The organism is Micromonospora sp. NPDC050397 (assembly GCF_044901685.1).
Lineage (GTDB): Bacteria > Actinomycetota > Actinomycetes > Mycobacteriales > Micromonosporaceae > Micromonospora_G.
This window is the reverse complement of record NZ_JBJDPS010000001.1, coordinates 251,477-263,912: the sequence shown is the minus strand read 5'-3', so window position 1 is coordinate 263,912 and position 12,436 is coordinate 251,477. Positions and strand designations below refer to the sequence as shown.

Below are 12,436 nucleotides of genomic sequence, written 5' to 3'. Positions count from 1 at the left end.
CGTACGGACCGGGGTGCGTGGCGCACCTCACCCGGCCCGTTCCGGAGCCCGACGGTCGGCCGTCAGGGCGTCTCGCGACCCTCGTTCCCGGTGGACCGCAGGATCGCACCGGCCTCTTTCGTGGCCTGTTCGAGACGTTCACGGGCGTCGTCGGGCAGGGCACGCTCCATCGCGGTCCAGGAGATCCACGCCTCGGCGACGTCGGGAAATATCCGCTGGACGTCCGGGTTGTCGAGATTGTCGGGAGCGAGGTCGGACATACCGAGCGCGGCCAGAACCCGGCGCGGGCCGAGGTGGAGTGGATGGCAGCCGACCTGCTCGACAAAGTGCGCGACGAGCAGGTCCACGGCCTGACGCGTCACGTCACCGGTGGGCAGTCCGGACGCGGCACCGGAGGCCAGGAATGTCCGCTTCAACAGCTCCAGCTCCACGCTGTCGGGGAACGGTTCCGCCGGCGCGACGACGTCGCTCAACGCCCGCGCCCGCGCCAGGGTGAGGGCGCGCATCTTCCGGTACGCCCGCGGCACCGGCCTGGGCTCGTACTCCCGGTCCTCGGTCAGCTCGTCCGAGGTGGCGATCGCCTCTTCGAGCAGCCGCCGCCCGTACGCGGGGTCGAGCGGCTCCACGACGAGGCCCTCGTCGCCTTCCCCGATCCCGTGCAGTACGTCCAACAGCGAGTCCACGCCGATGCTGAGCGTCAGCTCCCGGAACAGTCCCTCGCCGAGGGTACGGTCGATCATCGCGAGGATGGCGTGTTCGTCGTCACCGTCGTAGGAGAACGTGCAGAGCAGGATCGCGGTCTCGTCGAACCGGTCGTGCGCCCACCAGCAACTGTCCACCCGTACCCGCCCGATGGTGGACGCCCAGGGCGGCTCGGGCAGCCCCTGCTCGACCAGCCGGTCGGCATGCACCTGGGCCAGCTCGCGTTGGGTGTCGACGGTGCTCATCGCCTGGAACCCGCGCAACGCCGCCACGGCCGTCGGGGTCTTGCGCTGGCCCAGTTCGTGGATGACCTCGGCGTCGGACCGCACCGAGACCGCCAGGGACAAGGTAAAGCCCTCCGCGCTCTCGTGGGCGAGCAGTTGGGTCATCGCCTGCTCGACCGACCAGGGCGAACTCTCCGATTTGAGGGAGAAGTTCCATTCCAGAAAGTCCGCGCCCGCGGAGGCACGGCCAACGCTCGGATCGCTGTCACCCATTTCGCGATTGTCGCAGCCCGACGACCGTCACGCGGGTGGCCCGACCGCGTGTTCACCGGAAACACACACGCCCGGTGCGATCCGCCCCGCCACGGGTCCACGTCCGGCCAGCCAGTCGCCGATAATGTCGAAGTCGGCGTCCGTGAGGCCCCGGCGGGGGTCCACCCGGTGGAGAAGCGCCCGCCCCGGGTGGTGTGTGGAGACCCAGACCCGGTCGACCTCGGTGATCTCGTCGTCGACCCAGACGAACGAACGCCCGGCCGCCCATTCGACCAGGCCACGGGTCTTCCAGTGCAGCGGCCCGTCCTCGTCCGAGTCGGGCCACTCCACCACCGGCAAGGTGGGCAGCCCGAGTCCGGGTGCGATCACCTCGTTCGCGTCCGCCATCCAGGTCGTCGCCCAGACCAGGTCGCAGGCAAGCCCGGACAGTCGCCTTCCGTGCTGCGGGTTCAGCCGGGCCAGCAGCGGGTTCTCCCCCGCCCCCGCCGGTGCGGTGGCGGCCGACCCGACCGGGCGCCCGCCGGGTGGCGGCGCACCGAACGGAATCAGGGGTCCGTCGACGTCGAGGAAGAGCAGCGGACGTTCCCCGGCACCGGACACGGCCGCAGGATAACGCCGAACGGCTGGGTGGACGGTGGCCGTACCGCGTTTCTGCGATCATGCCGGGTATGCGGGACGAGAACCTGGTGGGGCTCTGGGAGACCGCCCCGTACGACTACGGCGCGATGGAGTCGAGCTGGGTCTGTCTCCGGCCGGACGGCACCGGCTGGTCGGCGGTCGCCAACCTCGGCAGCGCGGCGGTGAGCCAACTCGTCTGGGACTGCCCGGTCGACGGGGAGGTCGAGCTGCGGTGGACCTGGACCGCCTCCGGTCGCTGGGCGCCCGGCACGCCGTTCGTCCTCGCCGAAACCGACGAGGAAGGCCCGTACGAGGAAGTGGTCCGTACCCGCTATGCGACCGTCACGGAGACGGCGCCCTTCGCGGACTCGCCGACCGCCGCGTTGGCCTTCGAGGACAGCGTCGAGTTCTGTCACCGCTTCGCGCTCGTGACCAGAGAACCCGAGGCGGGAGGCTGACGGGAGACGACGCTCCCCTCACTCCCCGGCGGTCGACCGCGGCGCGGGGGTGAACGGGGTCAGGAGGAGTTCGGTGAGGCGCTGCCGGGCGTCTTTGTCACCGCTCATCCGAAGCGCACCCGACTCCGTTGCCGCGACCAGGGTGATCTGCTGTCCACAGACGGCGCGCAGGGTGTCGATGTCGGTGGTAAGTGTCGCGTCGGACCGCTCCGAGGTCGCGTCGCGGCGGATCCACAACGAACCGTCGGCGACCTCGGCGAGGTAGGTGTCGGCATCGACGTGGAACTCGTAGACGCCGCGCAGGTCGGCGGCGCGGGCCGGGTCGAAGCCCGCCTTGATGCCGAGGATCAGTGAGTCGACGCCGAGGATGCCGTCGGGTGGCATCGGGCCCTGGCTTCCCCAGCGTCCCAGTTGCAGGAGGATGGGCTCCAGGCCACGACCCCACTCCGTGAGCTCGTAGAGCCGGACCCGCGTCGGTGGGCCCAGGTCCCGCCGCCGCACGACGCCGTGCTCGGTCAGCTCCCGCAGTCGCTGACTCAGCACGTTGGGACTCACCCCGGGCAGCCCGCCGAGCAGGTCGTTGAAGCGCTTGGGGCCGAGCAGGAGGTCCCGTACCACCAGCACCGCCCAGCGCTCGCCGATGAGATCCAGCCCGCGCGCCACACCGCAGGGGTCACCGTAGCTACGTACGCCGCTCATGATCTTCACTCTAGCACTCACTCCTAATTCAGGAGTGTCGCTTGTTTTGTAGGAGTCGATCCCCTAGCTTGGCCCCATGAGCCTTCGCGACACGGAAGTGGCGGGCCTACCACAGGGCGACGTGAAACTGTTGGACACCGACGTGGCGCAGCGCCTGCTCACCACGCCCCTGGTGGCGCGCCTGGCCTACACCGGCAAGGACGGGACACCACGGTTGATCCCGGTGAACTTCCTCTGGACCGGCGACGAGGTCGTCGTCGGCGCGTTCGCCGGCACGTACAAGGTCCGGGATCTGCGAGCCCGGCCGGACGTGGCGATCTGTGTCGACACCACCGACGGCCCACCACAGGTGCTCATGCTGCGCGGAAAGGTCACCCTGGCCGAGGTCGACGGCATCCTGCCCGAATACGCCGTCATGCAGCGCGCGGCGATGGGCGACGGGAGCGGCGACGCCTACCTGCGGGCGATCGACCAGCCCGGCCTGCGAATGGTCCGGATCGGCCTGCGCCCGACCTGGGTCGGAGTCCTCGACTTCCAGGAACGCATTCCGGGGCGGACACCCGAAATCGTCCGGGCCGCACTAACCACCGGCCGGTAGCCGGCCCGCACTCGCCACCGGCCGGGGGGGTGGCCGGGCCGTACAGGATCGACGCACCATGACGGAGGACGGAAGATGCGCGAGATCATCGTTTCGATGTGGATCAGCCTCGACGGATTTGTCGCCGGCACCGACGACGAGATGGACTGGCTTCTGGTCGACGACCAGTTGCAGCGGTACGAACGGGACCTGGTGGAGAGCGCGAGCGGCCTGATGCTCGGGCGGATCACACACTCCGACTTCGCCGGCTACTGGCCGAAGGCCGCCGAGAGTCCCGACGAACCGGAGGAGGTACGGGGCTACGCCCAGCGGGTCGACGCCCTGGAGAAGTTTGTCGTCTCCGCTTCGGGAAAGGTCGCGACGTGGGCGAACACCCGGAGACTCAACCGCGTCGACCCCGACGAGATCATGGCGATCAAGCGTGGTCCCGGCGGGAACATCGTGGTCTACGGCAGCCTCGGCGTGGTCCGGTCCCTTGTCGACCTCGGACTCGTCGACGAGTTCCACCTCCTGGTCCACCCCCTGTTCCTGCGCCGGGGCAAGGCTCTGTTCGACGGCGGCCAACCGCCCGTACGACTGAGGCTGGTCTCCACCGAGTCCTTCGCCTCCGGGGTCGTCCTGATGAGATACCGGTCAGCGGACCCGACCCCGGACGCCTCCTGAGCCTGCGCTGGACGGGTTGCCGGCGAGCGGGTCGACCTCGCGGGGCCGGGTCCACCCGGGTCGTCGGGGGACCTTCCGCGCGCGGCGCAGCTCGGCGACGACGAGTACGCCGAGCAGCACGGCGGCGATGGCGGCCAGTCCCCACGGGTAGGTCGTCACGGTCACGACGAACCGGGCCGGCTGGTCCGCCCCGTCGACCTGGCCCCGGACCGTGTAACCGCCCGCCGTCGGTGCCGGGATGGTGATCGGCAGCCGCAACACCCGCTGCTCCCCGGGGTCGAGGGTGCCCAGCAGGGGCGGCGGCACAAACCCGGTCGGTTGGCTTCCCCGACCCAGGGTGACCGCCACGGCGGGGTCGACCGCCGGCGCGACGCCGTCGTTGCGGACCGTGACGAACAGGACGCGTTCCGCCGGGCCGCCGAACAGCGCGGGCCAGCTCCGGCCGCCGATCACCTCGACTCCGGTCACCCGCAGTCGGGCCACGCCGGACGACCCGGCCGGCGTGACGGGTTCGACCGGCTGCTCGGGCAGACCGGCGACGGCCAGCGGCACGGTCCCGCTGGTCGTACCGCCGAGCGCGGTGACCCGGACCACGCAGGGGCAGCCGACCGGCGGCGCGGTCACGGTCACGCTGGTGACACCGGTGCCGGACGGCCGGACGTAGGTCTGGACCGCCGTCTGCACCGCGCAGTCGGCCGAGCCGCGCCGGCCGCCGTTGCCACAGATCTCGATCGAGACGGTGCCGGCCGGCCAGCGGTCGAGCCGGACGGTGACGCGGTCGCCGGGCGCCGCACGGGCCCGGTCGACCACGATCGTGGGTGGCTCGGCGCCGGGAGGTGTGGTGGGTGACGACGGACCCAGCACGATCGTGGCCAGCACGGTGGCCAGCGCGGGCACGGCACCGGCGGGGTTCACCGCCGCTGTCCGGGCGCGCTGGTTGTCCCGGCCGGTCCGGACCCGGCGACCTCCGGGCCGGGGGTTCGCCGGGGGGAGCGCCGGCCGAACCGGCGGGCCGCCACCGCCGCGCCGAGCAGCGCGAGCGCCGCGACCAGCACCCAGGGCACGGCCCAGACCCCGGTGGTACGCGTGACCAGCGGTAGCGGCACGTCCATGGTCGCGGGGGCCACGTGTACGGCCACGCTCAACCGACCGGCGGCGGGGAGTCCGGTGATCCGCTCGTTGACCTCGATCGCCGAGCCGGGCAGCAGTTCGGGCAGTTCGAGCGGGCTGGTGCCGGCGAGGGACCAGTTGAGTGGGCCGCGCACCTCCACCCGGCCGGTGCCGCCGACGCGTACGTTGCCGGTGTTGCGCAGCCGGTAGTGGACGGTGAGCGCGCCACCGCCGAACGGGTTCCAGCGGTTGCGGTGACCCACTCGAAGCGTCTCGACCTGGAGTGACGGGTGCAGGGGGCCGGCCACCCGGAGGTAGATCCGGGCGGCGGCCCGGCGGTCCAGGTTGACCCGCTGCCCGCTGCCGTCGGTCTGTATTCGGGCCACCGAGGCGACCAGGCCACCGGTGTGGTCACCCGGGGTGGCGTTCGCCGGCACGTCGAGGTGGAACGGGACGATCACCCGCTGGCCGGCGGCGACGGCGTACTCCCGTGGGGTGACGCTCGTCCAGGCGCCGACGCCGGTCGGGCGCTGGCTCGCCGGCAGCAGCGCGAAACCGCCGTCGCCGGTGTTGAACGCGTCGGTGCCGTAGACGGTGAAGGTGAGCGGTGTGCCGCCCAGGTTGCTGATCGCGACCTGGTCGTCGATCCGCTGCCCGGGTTGGGCGTCGTAGGTGAGGTAGCCGCGTCCGGTGGGCCCGGTCGCGCTGGAGGGTTGCACGGCCCAGGTGATGTCGTCGGCGCGGGCCGGCGGTGCGGCGTGGCCGGGGGACGCGGACAGGATGACGATCAGGGCGGCCAGCAGCGCCAGCGGCGATCGGGCGGTCATGCTCGGCTCCTCGCGAGCGGACGGGCGGGTACGGGCACCCGGTCGGTCGACCGGGTGCCCGTAGCGTCCGTTCAGGACAGGGTGACGGTCAGCGTCGCGGTGTAGTCACCCGGCGTGGTCGACGCCGGTACACCGAGGCTGAGCTGCGCTGTGCACTCGAACTTGCCGGCGCTCGCGCCGGCTGCCGAGGTGCAGAGGGTCCTGGCCGTGGCCAGGCCGGTTCCCTCGCCGGGGCTTGCCACGGCCCCCGGTGCCACCACGCCGGGAGCACCGACGAGCCCGTCGTCCACGAAGGACGCCGTCGGTGCCCAGCCGAGGTTGTCGGCCGCGATCACGCCGCCGGTGGCGGTGGCGAAGTTCTCCACCTGCCCGATCAGGCTCCAGCCCGCGTCGGTGCCGCGCTGGTCGGTGACGGTGACCTTGTTGAGCTGGCCGGTCGCCGTACCGCCGGGGTCGACCGCACCGAGCGCGACCGTCGACCCGGACGAGGTCAGGAGCAGCGCCCCGGTCTGGCGGACCGAGGCGGTGATCTCCTGGTCGACGCTGCCGCCGCCGGGGGCGGTGGCGAAGCTGACCGGGGTGAAGGTGTCCTGACTCCGGTCGGCCGACCCGTGCGCGGCGAAGGTCAGGATGTAGCACTGGACCGTGGTGCAGTCGACCGCGTTGCCGTTGCCGTCGGTGTAGCGCGCGGCGACGGCGAGCGTGGTGCCGAACGTACCGTCGCCGTTGAGCCTGTCCTGGCTGGCGCTGGGTGTGGTGACGTTCTTGTTCACCCATTTCACCGACTTGTAGCGGCGGGCGTTGACCCAGTAGTCGGTGTCGTTCTTCGGGCCGAAGGCGACGTAGATCCCGTTGCCGCCGGCACCGTCGGGGTTGAATCCGGAGCCGGTGACCTGGACGGTCGCCTGCTCCGGGTCGAGCCCGGTGGACGGTGTCACCGTCACCGCCGGAGTGGCCGGTGCTCCGGCCGGGGTGAGGCTGAGCGAGACCGGGTCCAGGACCGTGCCGGCGCCGTAGAAGCCGGCGAAGGCCGAGGCACCGACCTCGGTCATGGTGGCGGTCAGGCCCGTCCAGGTCACGGCCCCGCCCGAGGGCTGCGGGCCGGCCGACGCGTCCAGGGTGGCGATCTCGGCCTGGTCGACCGAGACGGGTTCGAATCCGCCGCCGCTGACCACGAGGTCGACGTCGGCGCGAAGGGACCCGGTGTCGCCGGCCAGCACGACGGTCGGGTTGGCCATCGTGATGGTGAAGAAGTGCGCCGGGTACGAGAACACCACCCGACCGCCGTAGTGGACGGTCGCCGCACCGGTCGCCGGATCGTACGAGCCGTCCTCGACGGTGAACCGGAAGGTGCCGTCGGCGTTGCGAACGGCGCCGTCGGCCACGGCGATCGGCGGGTTGCCGTTGCCGGTGGAGACGTAGTTGCGGAACGAGGCTTTGAAACCCCAGTCGAGGCTGCCACTGGCGACGCCGCCCGGGGCCGCCGCCGCGGGAGCTACCGCCACGATCGAGGCGGCCGTACCGAGGACGACCACCGCCGCCCATCGCAGCGACGCGCGCCGGGCGTTGCCGGCGTTCGGTCTGCCCATCCTGCTTCCTTTCCGAGAAGTTCCGGGGATCACCCCCGGGGGGACGACTTAGGTTAGCCTAAGCTAACTTCGAGTCAATCCGACACTCGGCGGACACGGTGGGTGCTGTTGATCTAGGAGAAACGAACCGGTCGGACACTTGCCATCCCAACCCCTCAGAACTTAGCTTAGGCAACCCTAACTTCCACGTCTCCCATCCTTCGGAGTGACCCCGATGTCCATTCGTCCAAGGGGTGGCCGGGGCGGCCGTCGTCGCCGCCGGGCCACTCTCCTGCTCGGCGCGGTGGCGACCGGCGCGCTTTCCGTGACACCCGTCTACGCCGACACCATCGGCACCGGCCCGAACGGACAACGACTCACCGTCAGCAAGACCGCCGCCGTCAGCCGCACCGGCGAGACGGTCACCGTCTCCGGCACCGGGTACAACACCGGCAAGGGCATCTATGTCGCGTTCTGCGTCGACAACGGACCGGGTGCCCTGCCCACTCCCTGCGGCGGTGGCGCGGACACCAGCGGCAGTTCCGGCGCCTCCCAGTGGATCTCGTCGAACCCGCCCTCGTACGGCGAGGGCCTGGCCATCCCCTACGGACCCGGTGGCTCGTTCCGGGTGCAGATCAGGCTCAGCCCGACCATCGGCGACACCGACTGCACCGTACGCAGGTGCGTGGTGGCCACCCGCAACGACCACACCCGGGGCAGCGACCGTACGCAGGACGTCCTGGTCCCGGTGACGTTCACGGCGCAGAACCAACCGTCCCGCCGACCGGCCACCGCCACCCCGTCGCGGACCCCGGCGACAACCGCCCGATCCACCACTGCCCGTACGCCGGGCGCCGACACCTCCGTCGCACCGGGTGCGCCCGCGACCGGCGGTGCCAGCGGCATCGCGGCGACGGGTGCCGGCGCCGCCCCGGGCACCGAACCGGTCGCGGCCGGTTCCATCGAGGTGACCCGGGTCAGCGAGAGCAGCCCCACCGGTCGCTGGTGGATGGTCGCGCTGGGACTGCTCGCCGCCGCGCTGGTCGGCGTACTGCTGCTCCGCGCGCGCAACCGGCGCGGCGCCGCGTGAGCCGCCGCCCCGGCCGCGCCGTCGCCGTGCTGGCGGCACTCGCCCTCGTCGGCTGCGCCGCCCCGACCGGCGGCGGCCCCGCGTCCCCGACCCGGGCGGGCGCCTGCGGCCCGACCACCGCGCGGGTCGACTCCACCGAGGTCGTCCCGGTCGCGGAGGATCCGCCGGCCACGTTGCCGGTGACCGTGACCGGCGCCGACGGCAGGTCGGTCACGGTCACCGACACCAGCCGGATCCTGCCGGTCAACCTCTACGGTTCGATCGCCGAGATCGTCTTCAGCCTCGGGCTCGGCGACCGGGTGGTCGGCCGGGACACCGCGACGACCTTCTCCGCCGCCGCCCACCTGCCGCTGGTCACGCCGGGCGGACACGACCTCTCCGGTGAGGCGGTCCTGCGGCTGGACCCCAGCGTTGTCGTCGCCGACGACAGCATCGGCCCACCCGAGGTGTTGGAGCAGCTCCGCCGCTCCGGAATCCCGGTGCTGCTGGTCGACGACGAGCAGACGCTGGCCTCGGTCCCCCGACACATCCGGGCGATCGCGGCGGCGCTCGGCGTCGGCGAGACGGGCGAGCGACTGGTCGACCGGGTCGACGCCGAGATCCAAGCCGCCCGACACACCGCCCCGGGCGACCGGTCGCCACGCATCGCCTTCCTCTACCTGCGCGGTACGGCCGGGGTGTACCTGATGGGCGGCAGGGGCGCCGGCTCCGACGAGATGATCCGGGCGATCGGCGCGGTCGACGCCGGGACCGAGATCGGGCTGGTGAAGTTCCGACCGCTGACCAGCGAGGGTCTGATCAACGCGGCCCCGGACGTCATCCTGGTGATGACCGAGGGGCTCAACTCGGTCAAGGGCGTCGACGGGCTGCTGGCCATGCCGGGGGTGGCGCAGACGCCGGCCGGCCGGGACCGGCGGATCGTCGACATGGACGACGGCATCCTGCTCAACTTCGGCGCGCGTACCGGCAGCGCCGTCGCCGCGCTGGCCAAGGCGGTGTACGAGTGCGGGACAACCCCGTCGTGACCGTCCCCGACACCGCCCTGCCCCGACCGGGAACCCGCTCCCCCGGCGGCCCGACGGAGCCCACGCGACGACGGCGTGGCCGTGGCCCGCTGCTGCTCACCGGGCTGGCGGCCGGACTGCTGCTCGTCTGTCTGGTCGCGGCCGGAACCGGGCAGGTGCACGTCTCCCCGGCCGAGGTCCTCGGCTCGGTGCTGCACCGGCTCGGCCTGCCGATAGGCCCGCTGCCCAGCGCCGCGCAGGGCGAGAACGCGCTCTGGGTGGTGCGGTTTCCCCGGGTCCTGCTCGCCGTGATCGTGGGCGCCTCGCTGGGCTGCGCCGGCGCGCTCATGCAGGGCGTGTTCGGCAACCCGCTGGCCGAGCCGGGCATCATCGGCGTCTCCTCCGGCGCGGCGGTCGGCGCCGCCGTCACCATCGTCACCGGCGTCTCCGCCCTCGGTGGCTGGACGGTCGCCACCGCCGCCTTCCTCACCGGGCTGCTCACCACCTTCGCCGTCTACCTGATGTCCCGCTCGGACGGCCGGACCGAGGTCGTCACCCTGGTGCTGACCGGCGTCGCGGTCAACGCCGTGGCCGGTGCCGTACTCGGTCTGGTGATGTTCTTCGGCGACGCCGACGCCGTACGGGCGATCGCGTTCTGGCAGCTCGGCAGCCTGGCCCAGGCGAGCTGGGGCAGTGTCCTGGTCACCCTGCCGTGCGCGGTGCTCGGCATCGGGACCGCGCTGACCGCCGCCGGGCGGCTGGACCTGCTCGCGCTCGGCGAGCGGCCGGCGTACCACCTCGGCGTCCCGGTCGAACGGTTGCGGCTGCTGATGATCGGGGTGACCGCGCTGCTGGCGGCGTCGGCGGTCGCCTTCACCGGGGTGATCAGCTTCGTCGGGCTGGTGGTGCCGCACCTGATCCGGCTGGTCGCCGGGCCCGGACACCGGACACTGCTACCCGCCAGCGCGCTCGGCGGGGCGATCATCGTGGTCGCCGCGGACCTGGCCGCCCGGACCCTGATCGACTACCAGGAACTGCCGCTGGGGGTGCTGACCGCGGTCGTCGGCGGCCCCTGCTTCTTCTGGTTGCTGCGCCGGGCCCGCTCCCGGGCCGGAGGCTGGGCGTGAACCGCGTCGCGATCGAGATCCGGAACCTGCGGGTACGGCTCGGCGGCCGGCTCGTCCTGGACGAGGTGGACCTGGAGGTCCGGGCCGGCGAACTGCTCGCCCTGGTGGGTCCGAACGGTGCCGGCAAGTCCACCCTGCTCGCCGCCGCCTGCGGCGACGTCCCGGCGACGGCGGGTTCGATCAACGTCCAGGGTGCCCCGCTGGGGCGCTGGACACCGGTCCGGCTCGCCCGACAGCGCGCGGTCCTGCCGCAGCGTACGACGCTGGCGTTCCCGTTCACCTCGGTCGAGGTGGTGGGCATGGGCCGAACCCCGTGGGCCGGGCGGCCGGAGCAGGACCAGGACGCCGAGGCGGTCGCCGAGGCGATGCGGCTCACCGAGACGACCGGGCTCGCCGACCGGCCGTTCCCCACCCTGTCCGGCGGAGAACAGGCCCGGGTGGCGCTGGCCCGGGTGCTGGCCCAGCGCACCCCGATCCTCCTGCTCGACGAACCCACCGCCGCGCTCGACCTGCACCACCAGGAGCTGGTGCTCGGCGTCGCCAGGGACCGGGCGCGCGCCGGGGGCGCGGTCGTCGCGGTCCTGCACGACCTGGGGCTGGCCGCCGCGTACGCCGACCGGGTGGCCCTGCTGGCAGACGGTCGCCTGGTCGCCGACGGGTCCCCCGGGCAGGTGTTCACCGCCGACCGGCTCGGCCCGGCCTACCGGCACGACATCGAGATCATTCCCCACCCCCGTACCGGAGCGCCCCTGGTGCTGCCGGTCCGTTCGACCAAGGACGAGACATGAGCGACACACGTACCCCGGCCACCGGGACCGACGGTCTCGCCGCGCGGCTGCGCGCGGCCACCGACGCGGCCCACCGCGCCGCCGAGTCGGCCCCCTTCGTCACGGCGCTGCTCGACGGCCGGATCAGCCGGGCCGGTTACGCGGCACTGGTCACCCAGCACTACTTCATCTACGAAACCCTGGAACAGGCCGCCGAGGCGATGCGCGACGACCCGGTCGCGGGGCCGTTCGTCGCCGACGAACTCACCCGGCTCCCCCGGCTGGCCCAGGATCTCGCGTTCCTGCTCGGCCCCGACTGGCAGGGCCTGATCAGGCCGAACGCGGCGACACAGGCGTACCGGCAACGCCTGCGCGAAACCTGCTTCGGCTGGCCGGGAGGGTTCGTCGCGCACCACTACACGCGTTACCTCGGCGACCTCTCCGGCGGAGCGATCGTCGCCGCCTCGGTACGTCGCAGCTACGGGTTCACCACCGACGACGGCACCCGCTTCTACCAGTTCGACGTCGCCGGCCGGGGCCGGTTCAAGCGGGAGTACCGGGCCCGACTCGACGCGCTGGAGCTGGGCAGCGCCGAATTCGACCGGGTCGCCGAGGAGGCCGTGATCGCCTTCTTCCTCAACCGTGCCGTGTTCCACGAACTCGCGGAATCCACCCTGCCGGCCGCCTGACGGTCCGGGTGGTGCCCCG

Annotated in this window: 14 protein-coding genes; 8 read left to right on the top strand and 6 right to left on the bottom strand. The window is 72.4% G+C overall.

All coding sequences use genetic code 11. The annotated features are described in order from the left end of the window. Positions 1-62: 62 nt before the first annotated feature. Together ACI2K4_RS01045 and ACI2K4_RS01040 are read right to left on the bottom strand one after the other, a co-directional pair. Entirely contained in the window at positions 63-1,199 is a 1,137-nt protein-coding gene (locus tag ACI2K4_RS01045; protein ID WP_404507780.1) for a hypothetical protein, read from the bottom strand. Between the two features lie 27 nt (positions 1,200-1,226). Continuing rightward, positions 1,227-1,799, bottom strand: coding sequence for an HAD domain-containing protein (locus ACI2K4_RS01040; protein ID WP_404507779.1), 573 nt, complete (start codon positions 1,797-1,799; stop codon positions 1,227-1,229). Positions 1,800-1,867: 68 nt separating this feature from the next. Between ACI2K4_RS01040 and ACI2K4_RS01035 the strand changes: the two genes are divergently transcribed. After that, positions 1,868-2,275, top strand: coding sequence for a hypothetical protein (locus ACI2K4_RS01035; protein ID WP_404507778.1), 408 nt, complete (start codon positions 1,868-1,870; stop codon positions 2,273-2,275). Positions 2,276-2,293: 18 nt separating this feature from the next. Here ACI2K4_RS01035 and ACI2K4_RS01030 read toward each other — a convergent pair whose 3' ends face one another. Next, positions 2,294-2,974, bottom strand: a complete 681-nt coding sequence (locus ACI2K4_RS01030; RefSeq protein ID WP_404507777.1) for a winged helix-turn-helix transcriptional regulator — start codon at positions 2,972-2,974, stop codon at positions 2,294-2,296. A 76-nt stretch (positions 2,975-3,050) separates the two neighbouring features. Here ACI2K4_RS01030 and ACI2K4_RS01025 point away from each other — a divergent pair, with 76 nt between their 5' ends. Both ACI2K4_RS01025 and ACI2K4_RS01020 read left to right on the top strand, forming a co-directional pair. After that, a complete protein-coding gene (locus ACI2K4_RS01025; protein WP_404507775.1) occupies positions 3,051-3,572 on the top strand; it encodes a pyridoxamine 5'-phosphate oxidase family protein in 522 nt (173 codons plus the stop codon). Between the two features lie 75 nt (positions 3,573-3,647). Next, positions 3,648-4,235 (top strand): dihydrofolate reductase family protein, encoded by a 588-nt coding sequence (locus ACI2K4_RS01020; RefSeq protein ID WP_404507774.1) that lies wholly within the window; start codon positions 3,648-3,650, stop codon positions 4,233-4,235. Here ACI2K4_RS01020 and ACI2K4_RS01015 read toward each other — a convergent pair. The 3 genes from ACI2K4_RS01015 to ACI2K4_RS01005 form a co-directional block, all read right to left on the bottom strand. Further along, positions 4,206-5,150, bottom strand: a complete 945-nt coding sequence (locus ACI2K4_RS01015) for a hypothetical protein (RefSeq protein ID WP_404507772.1) — start codon at positions 5,148-5,150, stop codon at positions 4,206-4,208. The two genes, ACI2K4_RS01020 and ACI2K4_RS01015, sit on opposite strands and share 30 nt — an antisense overlap. Beyond that, complete coding sequence (locus tag ACI2K4_RS01010; RefSeq protein ID WP_404507770.1) at positions 5,147-6,172, bottom strand: DUF916 domain-containing protein; 1,026 nt, start codon at positions 6,170-6,172, stop codon at positions 5,147-5,149. The genes ACI2K4_RS01015 and ACI2K4_RS01010 overlap by 4 nt, the downstream gene beginning before the upstream one ends. Before the next feature lie 71 nt (positions 6,173-6,243). After that, positions 6,244-7,761, bottom strand: coding sequence for an HtaA domain-containing protein (locus ACI2K4_RS01005; protein WP_404507768.1), 1,518 nt, complete (start codon positions 7,759-7,761; stop codon positions 6,244-6,246). Positions 7,762-7,975: 214 nt separating this feature from the next. Here ACI2K4_RS01005 and ACI2K4_RS01000 point away from each other — a divergent pair, with 214 nt between their 5' ends. From ACI2K4_RS01000 to ACI2K4_RS00980, 5 genes are read left to right on the top strand one after another with little or no spacing between them, the layout of a single operon-like run. Further along, positions 7,976-8,830: a hypothetical protein gene (locus ACI2K4_RS01000; RefSeq protein WP_404507767.1), complete on the top strand. Its 855-nt coding sequence runs from the start codon at positions 7,976-7,978 to the stop codon at positions 8,828-8,830. Further along, entirely contained in the window at positions 8,827-9,855 is a 1,029-nt protein-coding gene (locus tag ACI2K4_RS00995; RefSeq protein ID WP_404507766.1) for a hemin ABC transporter substrate-binding protein, read from the top strand. Before ACI2K4_RS01000 ends, ACI2K4_RS00995 begins: the two co-directional genes overlap by 4 nt. Then, a complete protein-coding gene (locus ACI2K4_RS00990) occupies positions 9,852-10,961 on the top strand; it encodes a FecCD family ABC transporter permease (protein ID WP_404507765.1) in 1,110 nt (369 codons plus the stop codon). Before ACI2K4_RS00995 ends, ACI2K4_RS00990 begins: the two co-directional genes overlap by 4 nt. Further along, positions 10,958-11,749 carry a heme ABC transporter ATP-binding protein gene (locus ACI2K4_RS00985; protein ID WP_404507764.1) on the top strand — a complete coding sequence of 264 codons (792 nt, stop codon included), beginning with the start codon at positions 10,958-10,960 and terminating at the stop codon, positions 11,747-11,749. Before ACI2K4_RS00990 ends, ACI2K4_RS00985 begins: the two co-directional genes overlap by 4 nt. Further along, positions 11,746-12,417, top strand: coding sequence for a heme oxygenase (biliverdin-producing) (locus ACI2K4_RS00980; RefSeq protein WP_404507762.1), 672 nt, complete (start codon positions 11,746-11,748; stop codon positions 12,415-12,417). The genes ACI2K4_RS00985 and ACI2K4_RS00980 overlap by 4 nt, the downstream gene beginning before the upstream one ends. Positions 12,418-12,436: the final 19 nt, after the last annotated feature.